The following is a 19045-nucleotide window of genomic DNA, read 5'->3' as shown; positions in this document are numbered from 1 at the left end:
CCTCGGGTCGTGGCCGTAGACGGAGGCCATTCCATCGCAGGCATCGCAGTTCGCCGAGGCGCTCGCGGTTGAACGCGCGGCGGCTGTCTGCCTGCTTGAACGATTTGTGGGCCCACGCTCAAACTTCGTATGCATAGATGCAAGTGAGCTCGGCCCCTTTCAGTGCGGATTGAAAGGGCTCAGGCGCATTCTTGAGGATGGCGCCAAAGCTGGCGTTGAGTTTGCCGGCACCCATGCTGCCTTTGTACTTGATGCTCTTGGGCTTGGCTTGAAGCTGGAGTTTGTTCGAACCGGACAGCGCAGCTTCCAACCTGAAGACGCCATGGCGGAAATCGGTGGACTCGGAGGTTTCCGCCTGGGGCGAAACCAGGCGCATGGTTTGCCCGCCGTAGGAGAGCTTCAGATCGACCTCCACGATGGAGGCGGGAACATCACCCACCAAGGTGAGTGCCTGCCCCGCGTGACTGCCCGTGCAGTTCAGTCGCGCCGTATTGGCACCCGCGAGGGCCTGACCCGAGAGGGCGGACAGCAACACGAGGGCGCAGAGAGGAAAGATTTTTCTCATAGGTTTTCCAAGGCACTGACGCGATGTGTCCCGCACGATCTGCGAGACAGGCTGGGCAGCGCGAACATGCCGGTCACGGGCTCCTCCACAAAAACGTTTCTGATCATAGGCGGAGCCATTCGCCGCGGATGCTCCGCTTCTCATCGCTTTCCTTGCCCCCACTGGTCCGCCCAGGCTGACAACGGCTTCAGCGCCTTCGAAAGCCGCCGCCCTTCGTCCGTCAGTCGATAGCCACCCTCGGCATGTTCGACCAGATCGACTTCCCTCAGTTCGGTGAGCCGCGTGTTGAGCAATCGGGTGTTCGTCTCGCACGCGTCCTGCAGCGCTCTGAAGGTCAGCGAGCCCTCCCGAAGTTCCCAGAGCACGCGCAGCGCCGTGCGCCGTCCCAACAGGTCCAGCGCGACCATGAGGGGGCGGCCGGTGGTGGAGCCGCGAACTGGGTGGCCGATGCGAGGTGTCGTCATGCTTTACTTTATACAGCAACGGACCTACGATGGCGTGGCCCTTGAATCAGGAGTCTGCATGCCCGCACGCATCGAGCCAGCAACGCCACCATTTGGTGAAGACATTTCCAGGTCACTCGACAGGGTGATGAAGGGACAGCCCCCCTTGCGGCTGTTCACGACCTTGGCACGCGACCCGCGTCTGTTTCAGAAGTTCTTTGCCGGCGGGTTGCTGGACAAAGGCCACCTGAGCATCCGACAGCGCGAGATCGTGATTCACCGCACCACGGCATTGTGCAAATCCGAATATGAATGGGGCATCCATGTCACGGTCTTCTCGAGGCTCGCTGGCCTGACGCCAGAGCAGGTTCAGGCGACCGTCACGGCTTCGGCGAACGACGCCTGCTGGTCGGCCGAGGACCAGGTGCTTCTGCGCCTGTGCGACGCCTTGCACGCGCACGCCGACATCGACGATGGCCTGTGGGACGCGTTGCGAACGTACTTCAGCGAAGAAGCCATCATCGAACTGCTGATGCTGGCTGGCTTCTATCGCACCGTCAGCTACCTCACGAACGGGCTGCGCCTGCCCCTGGAAGCGTCGGGCGCGCGATTCCCCGCTTGAGGCGATCAACCAGCGTGCAACCCCAGGAGAAATCTCGATGATCAAGGTCAGTGTCATGTACCCCTACGCCGCAGGCGCGCGCTTCGATCACGCGTACTACCGCGAGAGGCACATGCCCATGATGAAACGACTGCTCGGCGCTGCGTGCCTGTACTACATGGTGGACAAGGGCATCTCGGGGCGTGGTGTGGGCACCGACCCTGCGTACATCGCCAAGTGCGACTTCGTCTGCACCTCTGTCGACGCTTACCGGGCGGCCTCTGCCCAGCACCAGGAGGAGATCCGGGGCGACATCGGCAATTACACGGACATTCAACCCGTGGTGCAGATCAGCGAGGTGGTCGTGGAGCGTTCGGAGGCCTGAGTTCCCTCCGAGCGCGGGGCGTCGGCATGGAGGACAAACCAATGAGTACGGACAGCCGCATCATCGTTTCGCTCGACTTCCCTGCCGCCGCATTGGCGGCGGACCTCGTGAAGCAACTGGGCGCAGCGACCACGCACTACAAGGTCGGCCTGCAACTGCTGACCGCGGCAGGACCTTCGGTCGTCCGCGAGCTCGTTGATGCCGGGAAGAGCGTTTTCCTGGATCTCAAGCTGCTGGAAATTCCCAGCTCGGTGGCGGGCGCGGTCACCGCAGCCGGACATCTGGGTGCGTCGATGGTGACGGTGCACGCCTCGGGCGGTTCCGCAGTGCTTCGCTCGGCCGTCGAGGCCGCGAGCCCTTTCCCTCAACTGAAGGTGCTTGCGCTCACCGTCATCACCAGCATGGGTGACCAGGATCTGAAAGAGGTGGGCGTTGCCTCGACGGTTCCAGAGCAGGTCGCACGACTGGGCCGTCTGGCCGCTGCGGCCGGTTGCCATGGCGTTGTGTCGTCGCCATTGGAGGTGAGGCTGCTTCGCGAGATCCTGCCGCCCGATGCCTTGATCGTGACGCCAGGCACGCAGCTTCCAGGCGATGAAAAGAATGACCACGCGCGGGCTGCGACGCCCTCGCAGGCCATCGGGGCTGGCGCGACGCACGTGGTCATCGGCCGTCCCATATCGCGTGCCCCCCATCCTGCTGCCGTGTTCGCGGCCGTGCGCGCTGAGCTGGCGACCGCCATCCAGCAACGCTGAAGCGGTCAGGCTGCCTTGGACTGGCGGTCGCGCAAAAAGCGATCGACGGCTGCCCAGCGCCAACCCTGTCGATACGACCCTCGACGTGGGTCAGGTCTGCGCGGAAATCAACAGGCCGTTCACAAGCGCGGTACCCACGACACAGCGCCATACAAGCAACTGCACAGTTGCCTTCACAGTGCTCTTTCGCCGTCGTCGGCGCCGTTGCCACGGAGTTGGCGCAGGCCACCCTACAACGCCCTCCGGTCACCTTGCCGAGGGGCCATCGGAGCACAAGCCGTGTCGTCGCAGAAAAAGAACGCCGCCTTCCTCGTCTCGATCTTGGGCCAACGCCTCCTGGCGTGGCTGTGGCGCGCAGGAAGAAGCAGGCCTCGTTCGCGTACGCCGGCCGGATCTGGCGCGCAGAAAAGTAGCGCTTTTTAGTTAATGCCATGTAACGCCATCGGGCGTTGCTGACAGGCCAACCAAGCGCTTGGACGCACGCGCACGGCTGAACGCATGCCGGCTGCGCGACGTCAGAGGGGCATGTCATGTTCACCCGCTACGCCATCCGCGCGCTGCTTTGCATCGCCGTCGTGCCCGCCATCTCCGAGGAGCCCCTGCCCATCCGGGGCCGCGTGTTCCTGAGCAAAGCCGAGGTCGAGAGCACCTTGATCGGCAAGCCCATCGTTTCAAGCAATCTCTCGACGGGCATGGTCTCGCGCTGGCAGTTCCATGCGGATGGCCGCGTCGACTTCGTCAACCAGAGCGGGCCTGGCAAGGCTTCGGGCAAATGGGTGCTCAACGCCGACGGCTCGATGTGCGTGACGATGATTTCTCGAACCGGGTGTCGTTACTGGTTCAGGAACGAGAAAGACGGTGCCCTTGCGAATGCCACCACCAGGGAGCCGAATGCGCCGACCGTGGCGGAGATACGGTTCGAGTGATGGCGCGAGAGGGGGCGGTTCGGCTCAGCACTTCGCACGCGCCCCGAAGAATTTCAGCGCAGCGCTTCGACCAGGTCCAGCACCATGCGATCCGGCCCGAAGGTCTCGACTCCGTGCGCCAGCAGGGCATCCACAGCCTGCGCAATGCCATGGCTCGAAGACGATTGCTCCGCCATGTCGTTGTAGTACCCCAGGTCCTTCTTCGCATTCGCCATCGAGAACTTCAGTGAATCGGTGCTGCCCGTCAGCAGCTTGGGCTTGAGGCGTTCCAGCGCCACGCCGTTGCCGCCGCCCTTGGCGAGCACGTCCACGAACACCTCGGGCTTCACGCCGGCGCGCTGCGCGCAGGCCGCGGCTTCGCACAGCAGTGCCACGGTGCCCAGTGACACGAAGTTGTGCAGCAGCTTCATCGCATGGCCCGCGCCCACATCGCCGACGTGCGTGACGTTCTCGGCAAAGCAGCGCAGCAGCGGCAGGCACGAGGCCAGCACGTCGGCGTCGCCGCCCACCAGCAGGTTCAGGCGGCCTTCGGCGGCCTCCTTGGCGGTGCGGGTCATCGGCGTGTCGAGGAAGCGGCCGCCCTTGGCGAGCACGGCCTGCGCGACCTTGGCGGTGGAGGCGGGCACGGCGGTGGAGCAGTCGATCACCACGGTGCCGGGGCGCAGCGTGGTCAGCGCGCCGTTGTCGCCGAGCATCACGGCCTCGACCTGCGGCGTGCCGGTGACGCACAGGATCAGCACATCGACCTGCGCGGCCAGCGTGGCCACGTCTTTCACCGAGGTGGCGCCGGCCTTCAGCAGGTCGTCGATCGGCTGGTTGCCCGCGTGCTCCAGCACGGTGAGCTGGTGGCCGTGCTTGACGATGTTGCTGGCGATGCCGTGGCCCATCAGGCCGACGCCGACGAGGCCGACTTTGCGCGAGGTTTGTGGTTGCTGTTCAGTGGTGGTCATGAATTCATCCGTGCTTGATGGCGATGGTCTTGAGGGTCGTGAAGCCGAGCAGGGCCTCGAAGCCCTTCTCGCGGCCGAAGCCGCTCGACTTCACGCCGCCGAAGGGCAGTTCTACACCACCCGCCGCCCCGTAATTGTTCACGAACACCTGGCCGCAATGCAGCTTGTGCGCCATGCGCAGCTGGCGCGCGCCGTCGCGCGTCCACACGCCGGCCACCAGGCCGAAGTCCGTGCCGTTGGCCAGACGCACCGCCTCGGCCTCGTCGGCGAAGGGCATCACAGCCAGCACCGGACCGAAGACCTCGCGCTGGGCCAGGTCGCTGTCATGTGGCACGTCGCGGAACAGCACGGCCTCCTGGTAGTAGCCGGTGGACGGGGCCTGCGGCGACACCGTGCCGCGCGCCGCCACCTTCATGCCGCTGGCCTCGGCGGTCGCGACCATGTCGCGCACCTGGCGGAACTGCTTCTCGTTGATGAGCGGGCCCATGTCCAGGTCTTCGGCGGGCGTGCCCGCGCGCACGGCCGTGAAGCGCTTCGCGAGGCGCTGCACGACTTCTTCGTAGATCGACTGCTCGACCAGCACGCGGCTGCCCGCCGAGCAGGTCTGGCCCGCGTTCTGGATGATGGCGTTGAGCAGCACGGGCTCGGCCGCGTCGAGGTCGGCGTCGGCGAACACGATCTGCGGCGACTTGCCGCCCAGTTCCAGTGTCACGGGGCAGTGGCGCTCGGCCGCGGCCAGGCCCACGCTGCGGCCGGTCATGGTCGAGCCGGTGAACGAAATGTGGTCGATGCCCGGGTGCGCGCACAGCGCGGCGCCGGCTTCCTTGCCGTAGCCCGTGACCACGTTGAGCGCACCGGCCGGAAAGCCGACCTCGGTTGCGATCTCGGCCAGGCGCAGCAGCGACAGGCTCGCGTCTTCCGCCGGCTTGACCACGCAGGCGTTGCCCGCAGCGAGCGAGGCGCCCACGCTGCGGCCCGCGATCTGCATCGGGTAGTTCCAGGGAATGATGTGGCCCGTCACGCCGTGCGGAATGCGCACGGTGAGCACGGTGTAGCCGCGCTCGTAGGGCAGTGTGTCGCCGTGCAGCTTGTCGCAGGCGCCGGCGTAGTACTCGAAGTAGCGCGCCAGCGCGGTCGCGTCGTTGCGCGCCACGCGCAGCGCCTTGCCGGTGTCGCGTGCCTCGAGCTGCGCCAGCTCTTCGTGGTGCTGCATCACGGCGGCGCCGAGCTTGGCGAGCAGCCGGCCGCGCTCGAGCGCGGTGGTGGCGCCCCAGGGGCCGTCGAAGTGCTCGCCCATGGCCTGGCGCGCGGCGCGCACGGCGGCGTCGATGTCGGCAGCGGTGCCGCGTGCGATCTCGCCGAATTTCCGGCCGTCGCTCGGGTCGATCACGTCGATGGTGGCATTGCCTTCGGACGCCACGCGGCGGCCGTCGATGTAGTGGGTGGCGTTCATGGGAAGGTGTGTCTCCGTGTGGCGGGTCAGGTCGGGTCAGAAGGTGTGAATGAATCCGGCGTGGCCGAGCAGCCCGTCCAGGCGCGCCCCATCAAGGCGCAAAGCGCAGCCATAGCTTGGGCTATGGCGAGCATTTGCAACGCAGAGGGGGTGTGTCTGGGCGGGATGAGCGGGCATGGCGGGTTCGTTCACACCTTCTCTGGCCAGGGCTTCTGGGCGTCGCGAATCTGTTCGAAGGCGCGGCTGAACTGCAGCACGCCCAGGTCGTCGAAGCGGCGGCCGGCCACCTGCAGGCCGATGGGCAGGCCTTCGGTCGAGTAGCCGCAGTTGACCGACGCAGCAGGCTGCTCCGACATGTTGTAAGGCACCGTGAAGCCGATGTGTTCCAGCGGCCGCATCGGGTCGTTGGTGGGCGAGGCATGGTCCGCGGGCGCGGGCATGTTGGGCGACACCGGCGAGATCACGAAGTCGTAGGCCTTGGTGGCGGCGACCGTGGCCGCGCGCGTGGCGACGAACTGGCTGTAGCCGTCGAAGACGTGCGCACCCGAGAAACCGGCGGCGCTCTCGGCCCACTCGCGGATGTACGGCAGGATCTTCGCGCGCTGCTCGGCGCTCATGGCCTGCATGTCCAGGCACGAGCGCATGCGCCAGAAGTGGTCCATGCCCTGCAGCATCTGCGGCGTCATGAAGGCGGGGATTTCCTCGACGTGCGCGCCGGCGGCCTCGATGCGCCTGGCGGCATCGCGCACGGCCTGCGCGATCTGCGGATCGAGCGGCAGGCCGCAGCCGGCGTCCATGTGCAGCGCCACGCGCTTGCCCTTGAGGAACGACGGATCGACCTCGAAGGCGTTCCAGTCGATCACGGGCGGCGGCAGTTCCGAATAGTCGCGGTCGTCGGGCTGCGCGACCGAAGCCATCATCAGCGCCGCATCGGCCACGGTGCGCGTCATCGGGCCGGCGCAGCGGCCCATGTAGGGCGAGCTCAGCGGAATGCGGCCGAAGCTGGGCTTGAGCGTGAAGATGCCGCACCAGCTGGCCGGCAGGCGCAGCGAGCCGCCGATGTCGGTGCCCACGTGCAGCGGGCCGTAGCCTGCGGCGGCCGCCGCACCGGCGCCCGCGCTGGAACCGCCCGGCGTGCGCGAGGTGTCCCACGGGTTGCGCGAGAGGTCGTGAAAGCTCGACAGTCCCGACGACAGCATGCCCAGGTCGGGCATCGTGGTCTTGGCGACCATCACCGTGCCGTCGGCCTTCAGGCGCGCGGCGGGGGGCGAGTCGTAGGTCATCGGCACGAGCTCGTAGGCGGCGGTGCCCAGCGGCATCGGGTCGCCCTCGGTCGCGAGGTTTTCCTTGATGGTCACGGGCACGCCGTCGAGCGTGCCGCGCGGCGTGCCTGCGAGCCAGCGTTGCTCGGAGGCGCGCGCCTGTTCGAGCGCGGCCTCGGGGCGGAACAGCCAGGTGGCGCGCAGCTGCGGCTCGCAGGCCGCGATGCGTTCGTTGACCGCGCGCGTCACCTCGACCGGCGAGAGTTCCCTGGCGGCGTAGGCGGCGTGCAGTTCCTGCACGCCCAGGGCGTAGAGAGGTTTCGTCATCGCCGCATCAACCCCACGAGATGGCAGCCAGGTCGTTCGCGACGATCGGCATGTTCGGCCACAGGCCCTTCACTTCCTTGCGCGCGACCGTGGGGAACACGGCCTGGAACAGGAAGCCGTTGACGGCGTCGTTGGCGAGCATCTTCTGCGCCTCGCCGAGCAGCGCGTTGCGCTTCTTCTCGTCGGGTTCGCTCTGGACCGAGGCGTACAGGTCGCGGAACTTCTTCGAGTCGTAGCCCCAGTAGTAGTCGGGCTCGGTGTACTTCACGAGGTCGAAGGGCTCCACGTGCGCGACGATGCTCAGGTCGAAGTCATGGCCGCCGCCGAAGGTGCCGCTGAGCCACTGGGCCCATTCGACGTTCTGGATCTTCACGTGGATGCCGATGGCCGCGAGCTGGGCCGCGATCACCTCGCCGCCCTGGCGTGCGTACGAAGGCGGCGGCAGCGTCATGCGCAGCTCCAGCGGCGTCTTCACGCCCGCATCGGCCAGCAGCTTCTTCGCCTTGGCGATGTCGAAGGGGTTGATGCCGGTGGTGTCGACATAGCCCGGCGCGCCGATCGGGTAGTGGCTGCCGATGGCCTTGCCGAAGCCGTCGGCCGCGCCCTGGATCACCACGTTGCGGTCCACCGCGGCCAGGATGGCGCGGCGCACGCGCACGTCGTCCAGCGGCTTGCGCTTGTTGTTGATGGCCAGGATCACCTTGCTGCGCGTGCCCACTTCGAGCACACGGAAGCGCGGGTTGGCGCGGAACTGGCCCACGCTGCGCGTGCCGGCGCGCGGGAAGATGTCGATGTCGCCGGCCATCAGCGCCGCGGTCTGCGCGGCCGAGTCGGACATGAACTTGAAGACGAACTTGTTGACCTTGGCCAGCGCCGGGTTGCGGTACGTCGGCGACTTCACCAGTGCGCAGGCCGAGCCGCGCTGCCAGCTGTCGAGCTTGTAGGGGCCGGTGCCCACGGGCTTGGTGGCGTTGGTGTCGGCGCTCTTGGGCTCGACGATGCAGGCGGTGGCCTGGCCGAGCATGAAGAGCAGGTCGGGGTTGGGCTGCGCGGTGGTGATGACCACCGTGTCGGCGTCGGGCGTCTTCAGGCTGATCTCGCTGAAGAAGCGCTTGTCCTTGTTGGTGCTCTTCTCGCCGGCCGCGCGCTCGAAGCTGAACTTGACGGCGGCCGCGTCGAAGGCTTCGCCGTTCTCGAACTTCACGCCCTTGCGCAGCTTGAAGGTGTGGGTCTTCAGGTCGGGCGACACGGTCCAGCTCTCGGCCAGCAGCGGCGTCACGCTGCCGTCGGCGTTGATCTTGGTCAGCGTCTCGAAGATGTTGTAGTGCGCGATCTCGGCGATGGCCGAGGCGGCGGCGGTGGTCGGGTCCAGGCCCGGCGGTTCCAGCGGCATGCCGATGGTCAGCATGTTCTTGCCGGTCTGGGCCTGCGCGAACAGCGGAAAGGCGCCGGGGATCGCGGCGGCGATGGCGGTGCCCATGAGGGTGCGTCGCTTCAACATTCGGGGGTTCTCCTGGAAGAAAAAAGGGGCTGCCGGTTCGACCCGTTCGGGCCTACCGCGATGGCGTGTGCAGCACGGCCGACAGCAAGGTGCGTGTGTATGGGTGTTGCGCGTGGGCAAAAAGTTCGGCGGGCTGGCCGCGTTCCACGATCTGGCCCTTGAACACCACGCACACCTCGTCGCACAGGTGGTTCACCACGGCGAGGTCGTGGCTGATGAGCAGGTAGCTGATGCCGAACTGCTGCTGCAGGTCCTGCATGAGGTTGAGCACCTGGGCCTGCACCGAGACGTCGAGCGCGCTCACGGGCTCGTCAGCGACGATGAGCTTGGGGCGCGTGATGAGCGCGCGTGCGATCGCGATGCGCTGGCGCTGGCCGCCGGAGAACTCGTGCGGGTACTTGTCGAGGTCGGTGGTGCGCAGGCCGACGGCCGCGAGCGCTTCGGCGGCGCGTTCGCGCTGCTCGGCGCGGCGCGTTTCGGCCAGCGCTTCGAGCGGCTCGGCGACGATGCGCGCGACGGTCTGGCGCGGGTCGAGCGAACCATACGGGTCCTGGAACACCATCTGGAAGTCGCGCCGCGCCGTGCGCAGCTCGGCCTTCGAGAGCGCGTGCAGGTTGCGGCCTTCGAGGGCGACGCTGCCCGAGGTGGGCGTGTCCAGCGCCATCACGAGGCGCGCGATGGTCGACTTGCCCGAGCCCGATTCGCCGACGATGCCCACGCTCTTGCCGGCTTGCACGCTGAAACTCACGCCGTTGAGGGCCTTCACGGTGGGCGGCGGGCCGAAAAGTTTTTCGCGCGGCAGGGCGTAGTGCCGCACGAGGTCGGTCACCTGCAGCAGCGGGGTCGAAGAGGAAGACGTCGAAGTCATCGGGATGCTCATGCGGCGGCCAGCGTGGCGTGCGCAGCAACGGCGTCGAGGTGCAGGCAGCTCACCGCATGGCCGTTGGGTTGGCGGGCCACCGGCGGTTTCGTGGTGTGGCAGGCGTCGGTCGTGAAGTCGCAGCGGCCCGCGAAGCCGCAGCCGCGCGGAATGTCGACCAGCTCGGGCACGCTGCCGCGGATGGTGGGCAGCCGGCCCGCGCGCACGGCGCCGAGCGCGGGGCGCGCCGCGAACAGGCCGCGCGTGTAAGGGTGGGCGCGGTCGGCAAAGACCGCGTCGGTGGGGCCGCTTTCCACGGCGCTGCCGCCGTACATCACGAGCATGCGCTGCACGCTGCTGGCGATCACGCCGAGGTCGTGCGAGATGAGGATCAGCGCCATGCCCATTTCGGCGACCAGGCCCTGGATCAGGTCGAGCACCTGCTTCTGGATCGTCACGTCGAGCGCGGTGGTGGGCTCGTCGGCGATCAGCAGGTCGGGCCCGCAGGCCAGCGCCATCGCGATGCCGATGCGCTGGCGTTGGCCGCCCGAGAACTGGTGCGGGTAGGCGTCGAGGCGCGAGGCGGCATCGGGAATGCCGACGCGGTCGAGCAGGTCGAGCGCTTCCTTGCGCGCCTGCGCCTTGGTGAGGCCGCGGTGCAGCATCAGCGGCTCGCCGACCTGGCGCGCGATGGTGTGCACCGGGTTCAGCGCCGTCATCGGCTCCTGGAAGATCATGCCGATGCGGTTGCCGCGCAGCTGGCACATCTGCTTTTCGGGCAGGCCGACGAGTTCCTGGCCGTCGAGCTTGATGCTGCCCGTGACCTTGGCGGTGGAGGGCAGCAGGCCCATGAGCGACATCACGGTGATCGACTTGCCGCAGCCTGATTCGCCGACGATGCCCAGCGTTTCGCCGCGCTCCAGCGAGAAGGAAATGCCGCGCACGGCTTCGGCCGGGCCGCGCTGGGTCTGCAGGCCGATGTGGAGGTCGTTGACTTCGAGAAGGGGCATGGCGGTCTACCTTGCGCGGGCCAGGCGCGGATCGAGCAGGTCGCGCAGACCGTCGCCCAGCAGGTTCAGGCCGAGCACCGCGAAGGCGATGGCCATGCCCGGGAAGACGGCCAGCAGGGGCTGCTGGAACATGAGGGTCTGGGCTTCGCTGAGCATGCGGCCCCAGGAGGGCTGCGGCGGCTGCGTGCCGAGGCCGAGGTACGACAGCGCAGCTTCGGCCAGGATCGCGATGGCGAAGCGGATGGTGATCTGCACGATCAGCACGGCGGAGATGTTGGGCAGCACGTGCTGCATCGTGATTGCGAAGCTGCCTTTGCCGCAGGCGCGTGCGGCGGCCACGTATTCGCGCGACCAGATGGCGTTGGCCGAGGCGCGCGTGATGCGTGCGAAGGTTGGGATGTTGTAGATGCCGATGGCGACGATGGCATTGACGATGCCAGCGCCGAACACCGCGGTCATCATGATCGCGGAGAGGATGGCGGGGAAGGCGAGCGTGAAGTCCGACAGGCGCATCACGGCTTCCTCGACCCAGCCGCGTTTCGCAGCAGCGAGCAGTCCCAGCGCGGTGCCGGCCACGAGGCCGATGCCCACGGCGATCACGCCGACGAGGATGGAGGCGCGTGCACCCACCAGCAGCAGCGAGGCCACGTCGCGCCCGAACGCATCGGTGCCGAGCCAGTGCGTGGCCGAGGGGCCCTGCATCTTGTTCGCCATGTCCATCGCGTAGGGCGACCACGGCGTCCAGACGAAGGAGATCAGAGCCGCCAGCAACAGCAGCAGCGCGAACACGCCGCCGATGACAAAGCTGCGGTGCTTGACCGCGCGGCGCCAGAAGCCGGGCGCGAGAGGTGCGGCGGATGCTGGCACGGAGGAAGGGGAGAGGATGGCGCTCATATGTCGCTCGCCTTGATGCGCGGGTCGATGACGGCATAGAGCACGTCGACCACGAAGTTCACGATGACCACCATGGCCGCGAGCAGCATCACGCAGTTGCGCACCACGATCAGGTCGCGGTTGCTGATGGCCTGGAAGATCAGGCGGCCCAGCCCGGGCAGGTAGAACACGTTCTCCACCACGATGGTGCCGGCCAGCAACTCGGAGAACTGCATGCCCATGACGGTGATGACGGGGATCATCGCGTTGCGCAGCACGTGGGTCCACAGCACCATGCGCTGCGACACGCCCTTGGCGCGCGCGGTGCGAACGAAGTCTTCGCGCATCACCTCGAGCACGGCCGAGCGTGTGATGCGCGCGAGGATCGCGGCCTGCACCACTGCGAGCGACAGCGCGGGCAGAAGCAGGGACTTGAGCCCCGCGAAGATGCCTTCGCCCCAGCCCTCGAAGCCGCCGGCGGAGAACCACTGCAGTTGCACCGAGAACACGAGGATCAGCAGGATCGCGAACCAGAAGTTGGGAATGGCGATGCCGACCTGGGCCATGCCCATGAGGCCGACGTCGCCGAGCTTGTTGTGGCGCGCGGCGGCGGTCACGCCCACGAGCAATGCGATGACGACGGTCAGGGCCATCGCCATCACGGCCAGTGGCACGGTGAGGGCCAAACGTTCGAGGATCAGGTCGATGACGGGCGAGCTATAGGCGTAGCTGTCACCGAGGTTGCCGGTGAGCAGGCCACCGATCCAGTGCCAGTAGCGGGTCCACGCGGGCTGGTCCAGGCCGAGCTTGGTGGCCAGGGCGGCGACGGCGTCGGGCGAGGCGTCGGGGCCCATGAGCATCTGCGCGGCGTTGCCGGGGAGAATTTCGAGCACCAGGAACACGATGACGGATGCGCCGATCAGCGTGCCGATGAGCGTCAAGGTGCGCTTGAGCAGGAACAGGCCCATGATTCAGTGGCTCCGTTGTTTGTCGCTGTTCAGGGCGTGTGCCCAGGCCACCGGGTACTTCCCTCCGCGAATGTCCCCCGGCCTGCGGCCTCCTCCTTTATTTCGCTGCGGGAAGCACCCAGTGCCCTGGGCACGGGGGCACGCTGCGGGTGTGCGCAGCGCGTTTCGCTTCCTGCGAAAAAGAGGGTCGGGAGGTGTCATGCCGAAGCGATGCACTCGGCAATCGCGCGGCCCACGTCCACCGTGTTGGCGGTGCCGCCCATGTCGCGCGTGCGCGGGCCTTCGCTGAGCACGGTCTCGATCGCCGAGAGCACGGCCGCCGAGGCCTGTGCGTACACGGGGTCGTTGTCGCCCAGGTGGTCGAGCATGAGCGCGGCCGACCAGATCTGGCCGATGGGGTTGGCGATGCCCTTGCCTGCGATGTCAGGCGCGGAGCCGTGCACGGGCTCGAAGAGCGACGGGAACTTGCGCTCCGGGTTCAGGTTGGCGCTGGGCGCGATGCCGATGGTGCCGGTGCAGGCCGGGCCCAGGTCGGAGAGGATGTCGCCGAACAGGTTGGAGGCCACGACCACGTCGAACCAGTCGGGGTGCTGCACGAAGTGCGCGCACAGGATGTCGATGTGGTACTTGCTCGTGGCTACGTCGGGGTAGCGCGTGGCGATCTCGGCCAGGCGCTCGTCCCAATAGGGCATGGTGATGGAGATGCCGTTCGACTTGGTGGCGGCAACCAGGTTCTTGCGCTTGCGGCGGTTGGCGAGCTGGAAGGCGTAGTCGATGATGCGGTCGACACCCACGCGGGTGAACACGGCTTCCTGGATCGCCATCTCGCGCGGCGTGCCTTCGAACAGGCGACCGCCGACCGAGGTGTATTCACCTTCGGTGTTCTCGCGCACGACGAGAAAGTCGATGTCGCCGGGCTTGCGGTGCGCCAGCGGGCCCGGCACGCCAGGCATCAGACGCACGGGGCGCAGGTTGACGTACTGGTCGAAGTCGCGGCGGATCTTGATGAGCAGGCCCCACACGGCGATGTGGTCGGGCACCTTGGCGGGATCGCCCACGGCGCCGAAGTAGATGGCGTCGTGGCCCTGGATCTTGTCGGCCCAGTCGGCCGGCATCATCAGGCCGGTGCGCACGTAGTGGTCGGAACCCCAGTCGAAATGGTCGTACGCGAAATCGATGCCGAAGCGCCGACTGACCGCGTCGAGCACGCGAAGGCCCTCGGGCATGACTTCGACGCCGATGCCGTCTCCGGGAATGACGGCAATCCTGTGCTTTTGCTTCTGCTGCATTGACTCAACCTGTTCCTGAACCGTTTCGATAAGAGCGCCGACGCTTGTGACACCGGGCCGTCAAAAAATTCTAGGAGCGGGTGAGGCGCGCGCGATGGGGGTTGGCACCCACCGGGCATTGACAAAAAGAGAAGGTCAAAACGCCAGAACACGGCGGAAGATAAGCAATTGATGGTCATCGAACTGACTTGAGCTTCGAAAAATTAGAAGGCACCGGGGGCGGAAAACCCGCACCCGGGCACCCGCCGAAAGGGCCTGCGTACCATCGTGCCCATGCGAACACTTCCACTCCCCACCGGCGGCGAGATGCCGGTTCTCGGTCTCGGCACCTGGCGCATGGGCGAAGACGCCACCCGCCGCGCGGCCGAGGTGGCCGCGGTGCGCGAAGCCATCGGCCTGGGCTACCGCCTGATCGACACGGCCGAGATGTACGGCGAGGGCGGCGCCGAGACCGTGGTCGGCCAGGCCGTGGCCGAGGCGCTGCGCGCGGGCGATGTGCGGCGCGACGAGCTCTTCGTCGTCAGCAAGGTCTACCCGCACAACGCCAGCCGCCGTGGCACGGGCCAGGCCTGCGAGCGCAGCCTGGCGCGGCTGGGGCTGGAGCGCATCGACCTGTACCTGCTGCACTGGCGCGGCAACCACCCGCTGGCGCACACGGTCGAGGCGATGCACGAACTGGTCGCGGCCGGCCGCATCGCCCACTGGGGCGTGAGCAACTTCGACACCGACGACATGCAGGAGCTGGCGGAGCTCATCGGCCAAGGCCCGGCCTGCGCGGCCAACCAGGTGTACCTGTCGCTCGGCGAGCGCGGCCCCGAGTTCGACCTGCTGCCCTGGCAGCGCGAACGCGGCATGCCGCTGATGGCCTACAGCCCGATCGACCAGGGCGCGCTGGCGGGCGACGAGGCATTGGGCCGGCTGGCGGCCGACCTCGGCGTGAGCGCCGCGCAACTGGCGCTGGCCGCGGTCATCGCGCGCCCGGGTGTGGCGGCGATTCCGAAGGCGGTGCGCAGCGCGCACCTGAAAGAAAACAGGGCCGCCGCCGAGCTGCAGCTCGATGCGACGACCCTGGCGGCGCTGGACCGGATCTATCCGGTGCCCCAGCGCAAGACGCCGTTGGCGATGATCTGAGATCAAGCGGAACCTCCCTCAAACGAGGGATGCGGACTTGCATGGCTTTCAGTGGAATCCAGGATCGACGAAACGACCCTCAAAGGCCATGACAATGAAACGAAGAATTGCTTCAGGTGGGGTGTCATTTCACCGCCTGCTATCTCTTGGTTCCCTGCCGTTGGTACTCTTGGCTTGTCCCGCGGTGTCATGGGGACAGGGTTCTGCAATCGCCTGGCCGGTGGTTAGCACGCAGCTCACACAAACGGGGAAGGACGCCGTTGCATATCTGACGGTCAAGGCAGCGCCGGCCGGTGCACCTGTTTCACTGACGTCGGAGGCCAAGGAGGTCGCAGCGTTCTGTGCCGATGCGGCTGCGAGGCGTGCAGGTGTATACGTTGCGCCTTTGTCGGTGTATCGCCGTTGCTTCCCGGATGTACCGTCGATGGCGGCATTCGACCTTCCCTTCTTGGCCAGCGACTGGAGTCAGGCGAATCGGTTGCTTGCCGGCCCCGTTGGACTCTCAGTGGCTCAAGGATTTGCGACCACAGGTCATGACGTCCTGTTCTTCTGGCAGGGCGAGGCACGCATACTCGCGTCCGAAAAATCGATCACCAGTGGAAAGGACCTGCAAGGTCGAACCGTTCTGGGGCCATCCACTTATGCGAGCACGAATGCGGTCGTTCAACTCGGTGGCTCGGCGGTTGCGGTGCCGCTTCCGGAACGCTATGAGCTCGCCCGGGAGGGTTCGGACAAGGTGATCGACATACCCTTGGCCGAAATAGACAAGCTTCCTCCGAACCAGAACAACATCCTGTTGAGCAATCACTCGCTGGACCCTGTCGTCCTGATGGCTTCGACGAGTGCATTGGAGTCGCTCAACGCGCAGCAACGAGGATTCTTGGAGTCGGCGCTCTCTGATGCGACGCAGATCCAAGCAGCGGCCGCCCGATCTCAGGAGACCACTCAAAAGGCAGAACTGATGAGAAGAGGCGCCAACGTGACGGCTCTCACGAGCGTGACGAAGGCGAACTTTTCCTCTGGCGCCCTGGCCAGTTCATCCGCATTGCGCGCGATGGAGGTTTTTGCGATGAGCTCGTCTACGCTGAAGGCCTCGAGTCTCAAGCAAGTCAAGAGCCAGGAGCAATCGGTCTACGTGAAGGTGCTCTTCGCTACAAATCGAGCGGTCGCGAAGAACGCCGTTGGTGGAGATCTGTCCTCCGATCTAACCTACGGGCAAGCCAATGTCGAACTGGCCTACGAGGGGAACAACGACTATGTTCCTCCTTCGCTCAGTGTTCCAACGCAATGGGCGAATCTGTTTACGCCAGCCATCAAAGGCAAGGGGGTTCAGGTGAATTGGACGCTCACGACGAAAAAGCCCTTTGCGAAAGAGCAACTCTCTGCACCTCCATCGTTGCCTTCCAAGGCGCCGCTGCTCTACGTGCATGGATTTGCCAATTCATTCGACGATGCCCTGCAACGCGGTGCATGGCTGTCTTGGAACGTGGGCCGCCCTGTGCTTGCGTTTTCCTGGCCGTCCCGTGGGGTTCAGCTACCTGCCAGTTATCGGACTGATCAGAAGACTGCGGATAAGAGTGTGGATGCGCTGGTCTCGGTTCTGCAGACGCTGGGCGTACGCAACGGTGTGACAACCGATGTTGATCTGGTGGTTCACAGCATGGGGGCTCGCGTCATGCTGGCGGCGTTGAAGGCCATAGACCAGAAGCCGGTCGCAGAGCGACCGCGCTTTCGGCGCTTGATTATGGTTGCGCCTGACATTCCGACGACTGGACTTGCAGCCAACTGGAGTGCGCTGCGCCAATATTTTGGGCGAGATGCTTCTTTGTATATTTCCGACCATGACCTTGCGCTTGGGATTTCGAAGGAGGGGATGAACCCCGACGAAGGTCCTCGGGCGGGCTTGGCCCCGCCAATATTCACTGGCACTGGCGTCGAATCCATCTTCATTGGACGCAACGACTTTTCCTTGACCGGACACTCGTATCACGTGGTGAACAACGCCATATCCAGAGATCTGATCGAAGCGCTGAAGTACGGCGTGAATGCGAGCGAGCGATGGGGGCAGATACGTTCCCCGGACCAGAAGTATTTCGTAATCCAGGGGCTGAAGGATCTTTGATCAGCGGGCTTCGAGAGCTCAGTGCGCGTCGGCGTGCTTGGCCGCCGCGATCACCGCCTCTTCGTCGTGCTTCGCACCGTTGAGGAACAGGTTCAGCAGCACGGCCGTGATCGATGCCAGCAGGATGCCCGACTCGATCAGCGAGTGGATCGAGTGCGGCATCCACTGCTTGAAGTTGGGGGCGATGAGCGGAATCATGCCGACGCCGATGGCCACGGCGACGATCATCGCGTTGTGGCGGTTGGTCTTGAAGTCCACGCCCGACAGGATGCGGATGCCGGTGGCGGCCACCATGCCGAACATCACGAGGCCCGCGCCGCCGAGCACCACGGTGGGCAGCGACTCGACCAGCGCGGCCATCTTCGGCAGCAGGCCCAGCACGATCAGGATCACGCCGCCGGCCACGCACACGTAGCGGCTCTTGATGCCGGTGACGGCCACCAGGCCCACGTTCTGCGAGAAGCTGGTGTAGGGGAAGGTGTTGAAGATGCCGCCGATGAGCGTGCCCAGGCCGTCGGTGCGCAGGCCCTTGGCCAGGTCTTGCTGGCTGATCTTGCGGTCGGTCATTTCGCCCAGCGCGAGGAACATGCCGGTCGATTCGATCATCACGACGATCATGATGAGCGTCATCGTGAGGATCAGGATCGGGTCGAACAGCGGCATGCCGAAGTGAAAGGGCAGCACGACATCGACCCAGGCGGCCTTGCCGACCTTCTCGTAGGTCATGAGGCCGGTGAGCGAGGCCACCACCGCGCCGATCACGATGCCCAGCAGCACTGAGATGTTGGCGATGAAGCCCTTGGCGTACTTCACGATCAGCAGGATCGACACCAGCACCAGCGCGGCCACGCCGAAGCCCGACAGGTCGGCGTACTTGGGGTTGGGCACGGTGGGCATGATCGCGAAGCCCTTGGGCACCGCGGGGATCGAGCTGCCCGGCGAGGTGACCTCGGCCAGCCACTTGGCGTACACCGGGTCGACCAGCGCGGGCGCCGTCGGGCCCACGGGGTTGCCGAAGATCCAGTTGATGCCCACGCGCATCAGGCTGATGCCGATGACCGCGATGATCGTGCCCGTCACCACCGGCGGAAAGAACCGCAGCATGCGGCTCACCAATGGCGCGATCAGTATCGATATCACCCCCGCGCCGATGATGGCGCCGAACAGCAGCTGCGCCCCGTTCTGCCCGGGGTTGGCGTTGGCGATGGCGACCATGGGCGCCACCGAGGCGAAGGTCACGCCCATCATCACGGGCAGCTTGATGCCGAACCACTGCGTGGCGCCCAGCGCCTGGATCAGCGTGGCGATGCCACAGCAGAACAGGTCGGCCGAGATCAGCAGCGCGACCTCGTCGGGCGAGAGCTTGAGCGCACGGCCCACGATGAGCGGCACCGCGACGGCGCCTGCGTACATCACGAGCACGTGCTGCAGGCCGAGGGCCGCGAGCTTGCCCGAAGGCAGGCGCTGGTCCACGGGATGGACATTGCTGGAAAGGGAATCTGCCGTCATCGTTGTCTCCTGGCGCGGCGAGGGGAACGGAGCAGTGATGCGCGTCGCAGAGCCGTCGCGCACACCAGTTGTGTACGCGAAACTGTATACAATTTATGCGGCAATCCGGATTCAGGTAA

General features: G+C 66.1%; 18 protein-coding genes. 6 read left to right on the top strand and 12 right to left on the bottom strand.

The window, feature by feature from the left end; all coding sequences use genetic code 11:
* Positions 1–118: 118 nt before the first annotated feature.
* Both FFI97_RS14720 and FFI97_RS14715 read right to left on the bottom strand, forming a co-directional pair.
* Positions 119–565 carry a hypothetical protein gene (locus FFI97_RS14720; protein WP_062479342.1) on the bottom strand — a complete coding sequence of 149 codons (447 nt, stop codon included), beginning with the start codon at positions 563–565 and terminating at the stop codon, positions 119–121.
* A 140-nt stretch (positions 566–705) separates the two neighbouring features.
* A complete protein-coding gene (locus FFI97_RS14715; RefSeq protein ID WP_139702728.1) occupies positions 706–1029 on the bottom strand; it encodes a winged helix-turn-helix transcriptional regulator in 324 nt (107 codons plus the stop codon).
* 58 nt (positions 1030–1087) lie between these two features.
* Here FFI97_RS14715 and FFI97_RS14710 point away from each other — a divergent pair, with 58 nt between their 5' ends.
* The 4 genes from FFI97_RS14710 to FFI97_RS14695 all read left to right on the top strand — a co-directional run bounded on the left by FFI97_RS14710 (position 1088) and on the right by FFI97_RS14695 (position 3672).
* Positions 1088–1630 (top strand): carboxymuconolactone decarboxylase family protein, encoded by a 543-nt coding sequence (locus FFI97_RS14710; RefSeq protein WP_185993614.1) that lies wholly within the window; start codon positions 1088–1090, stop codon positions 1628–1630.
* A gap of 37 nt (positions 1631–1667) precedes the next feature.
* Positions 1668–1994: an EthD family reductase gene (locus FFI97_RS14705; RefSeq protein WP_139702726.1), complete on the top strand. Its 327-nt coding sequence runs from the start codon at positions 1668–1670 to the stop codon at positions 1992–1994.
* 41 nt (positions 1995–2035) lie between these two features.
* Positions 2036–2746, top strand: a complete 711-nt coding sequence (pyrF, locus tag FFI97_RS14700) for an orotidine-5'-phosphate decarboxylase (RefSeq protein WP_139702725.1) — start codon at positions 2036–2038, stop codon at positions 2744–2746.
* 530 nt (positions 2747–3276) lie between these two features.
* Positions 3277–3672: a hypothetical protein gene (locus FFI97_RS14695; protein ID WP_139702724.1), complete on the top strand. Its 396-nt coding sequence runs from the start codon at positions 3277–3279 to the stop codon at positions 3670–3672.
* A 53-nt stretch (positions 3673–3725) separates the two neighbouring features.
* Here FFI97_RS14695 and FFI97_RS14690 read toward each other — a convergent pair whose 3' ends face one another.
* The 9 genes from FFI97_RS14690 to FFI97_RS14650 all read right to left on the bottom strand — a co-directional run bounded on the left by FFI97_RS14690 (position 3726) and on the right by FFI97_RS14650 (position 14164).
* Positions 3726–4622, bottom strand: a complete 897-nt coding sequence (locus FFI97_RS14690; RefSeq protein ID WP_139702723.1) for an NAD(P)-dependent oxidoreductase — start codon at positions 4620–4622, stop codon at positions 3726–3728.
* A 4-nt stretch (positions 4623–4626) separates the two neighbouring features.
* Positions 4627–6075: an aldehyde dehydrogenase family protein gene (locus FFI97_RS14685; protein ID WP_139702722.1), complete on the bottom strand. Its 1449-nt coding sequence runs from the start codon at positions 6073–6075 to the stop codon at positions 4627–4629.
* Positions 6076–6263: 188 nt separating this feature from the next.
* Positions 6264–7664 (bottom strand): amidase, encoded by a 1401-nt coding sequence (locus FFI97_RS14680; protein ID WP_139702721.1) that lies wholly within the window; start codon positions 7662–7664, stop codon positions 6264–6266.
* Between the two features lie 7 nt (positions 7665–7671).
* Positions 7672–9165: an ABC transporter substrate-binding protein gene (locus tag FFI97_RS14675; protein ID WP_139702720.1), complete on the bottom strand. Its 1494-nt coding sequence runs from the start codon at positions 9163–9165 to the stop codon at positions 7672–7674.
* 52 nt (positions 9166–9217) lie between these two features.
* Positions 9218–10033, bottom strand: coding sequence for an ATP-binding cassette domain-containing protein (locus tag FFI97_RS14670; RefSeq protein WP_139702719.1), 816 nt, complete (start codon positions 10031–10033; stop codon positions 9218–9220).
* Between the two features lie 8 nt (positions 10034–10041).
* A complete protein-coding gene (locus tag FFI97_RS14665; RefSeq protein WP_139702718.1) occupies positions 10042–11034 on the bottom strand; it encodes an ABC transporter ATP-binding protein in 993 nt (330 codons plus the stop codon).
* A gap of 6 nt (positions 11035–11040) precedes the next feature.
* Positions 11041–11928, bottom strand: a complete 888-nt coding sequence (locus FFI97_RS14660; protein WP_139702717.1) for an ABC transporter permease — start codon at positions 11926–11928, stop codon at positions 11041–11043.
* Positions 11925–12875: an ABC transporter permease gene (locus tag FFI97_RS14655; RefSeq protein ID WP_070061679.1), complete on the bottom strand. Its 951-nt coding sequence runs from the start codon at positions 12873–12875 to the stop codon at positions 11925–11927. Before FFI97_RS14655 ends, FFI97_RS14660 begins: the two co-directional genes overlap by 4 nt.
* Before the next feature lie 197 nt (positions 12876–13072).
* Entirely contained in the window at positions 13073–14164 is a 1092-nt protein-coding gene (locus FFI97_RS14650; protein WP_070061680.1) for a tartrate dehydrogenase, read from the bottom strand.
* A gap of 273 nt (positions 14165–14437) precedes the next feature.
* On the opposite strand from FFI97_RS14650, the gene FFI97_RS14645 reads away from it, so the two are divergent.
* Together FFI97_RS14645 and dctP are read left to right on the top strand one after the other, a co-directional pair.
* On the top strand, positions 14438–15295 hold the full coding sequence (locus tag FFI97_RS14645; protein WP_139702716.1) for an aldo/keto reductase: 858 nt from the start codon (positions 14438–14440) through the stop codon (positions 15293–15295).
* A gap of 88 nt (positions 15296–15383) precedes the next feature.
* Positions 15384–17417 (top strand): TRAP transporter substrate-binding protein DctP, encoded by a 2034-nt coding sequence (gene dctP, locus FFI97_RS14640; RefSeq protein ID WP_139702715.1) that lies wholly within the window; start codon positions 15384–15386, stop codon positions 17415–17417.
* Between the two features lie 18 nt (positions 17418–17435).
* On the opposite strand, the gene FFI97_RS14635 is transcribed toward dctP, so the two are convergent.
* On the bottom strand, positions 17436–18926 hold the full coding sequence (locus FFI97_RS14635; RefSeq protein WP_070061682.1) for a nucleobase:cation symporter-2 family protein: 1491 nt from the start codon (positions 18924–18926) through the stop codon (positions 17436–17438).
* Between the last annotated feature and the right edge of the window lie 119 nt (positions 18927–19045).

Source organism: Variovorax sp. KBS0712, from assembly GCF_006323185.2.
GTDB lineage: Bacteria > Pseudomonadota > Gammaproteobacteria > Burkholderiales > Burkholderiaceae_C > Variovorax > Variovorax boronicumulans.
Note: the sequence above shows the minus strand (reverse complement) of the source record. Positions and strands in the feature narration are given on the sequence as shown.

Bases quoted from the DNA above. Each gene is read 5' to 3' on its own strand.
- FFI97_RS14720 (WP_062479342.1), bottom strand. From the start codon at position 565: ATGAGAAAAATCTTTCCTCTCTGCGCCCTCGTGTTGCTGTCCGCCCTC.
- FFI97_RS14715 (WP_139702728.1), bottom strand. From the start codon at position 1,029: ATGACGACACCTCGCATCGGCCACCCAGTTCGCGGCTCCACCACCGGC.
- FFI97_RS14710 (WP_185993614.1), top strand. From the start codon at position 1,088: ATGCCCGCACGCATCGAGCCAGCAACGCCACCATTTGGTGAAGACATT.
- FFI97_RS14705 (WP_139702726.1), top strand. From the start codon at position 1,668: ATGATCAAGGTCAGTGTCATGTACCCCTACGCCGCAGGCGCGCGCTTC.
- pyrF (WP_139702725.1), top strand. From the start codon at position 2,036: ATGAGTACGGACAGCCGCATCATCGTTTCGCTCGACTTCCCTGCCGCC.
- FFI97_RS14695 (WP_139702724.1), top strand. From the start codon at position 3,277: ATGTTCACCCGCTACGCCATCCGCGCGCTGCTTTGCATCGCCGTCGTG.
- FFI97_RS14690 (WP_139702723.1), bottom strand. From the start codon at position 4,622: ATGACCACCACTGAACAGCAACCACAAACCTCGCGCAAAGTCGGCCTC.
- FFI97_RS14685 (WP_139702722.1), bottom strand. From the start codon at position 6,075: ATGAACGCCACCCACTACATCGACGGCCGCCGCGTGGCGTCCGAAGGC.
- FFI97_RS14680 (WP_139702721.1), bottom strand. From the start codon at position 7,664: ATGACGAAACCTCTCTACGCCCTGGGCGTGCAGGAACTGCACGCCGCC.
- FFI97_RS14675 (WP_139702720.1), bottom strand. From the start codon at position 9,165: ATGTTGAAGCGACGCACCCTCATGGGCACCGCCATCGCCGCCGCGATC.
- FFI97_RS14670 (WP_139702719.1), bottom strand. From the start codon at position 10,033: ATGACTTCGACGTCTTCCTCTTCGACCCCGCTGCTGCAGGTGACCGAC.
- FFI97_RS14665 (WP_139702718.1), bottom strand. From the start codon at position 11,034: ATGCCCCTTCTCGAAGTCAACGACCTCCACATCGGCCTGCAGACCCAG.
- FFI97_RS14660 (WP_139702717.1), bottom strand. From the start codon at position 11,928: ATGAGCGCCATCCTCTCCCCTTCCTCCGTGCCAGCATCCGCCGCACCT.
- FFI97_RS14655 (WP_070061679.1), bottom strand. From the start codon at position 12,875: ATGGGCCTGTTCCTGCTCAAGCGCACCTTGACGCTCATCGGCACGCTG.
- FFI97_RS14650 (WP_070061680.1), bottom strand. From the start codon at position 14,164: ATGCAGCAGAAGCAAAAGCACAGGATTGCCGTCATTCCCGGAGACGGC.
- FFI97_RS14645 (WP_139702716.1), top strand. From the start codon at position 14,438: ATGCGAACACTTCCACTCCCCACCGGCGGCGAGATGCCGGTTCTCGGT.
- dctP (WP_139702715.1), top strand. From the start codon at position 15,384: ATGACAATGAAACGAAGAATTGCTTCAGGTGGGGTGTCATTTCACCGC.
- FFI97_RS14635 (WP_070061682.1), bottom strand. From the start codon at position 18,926: ATGACGGCAGATTCCCTTTCCAGCAATGTCCATCCCGTGGACCAGCGC.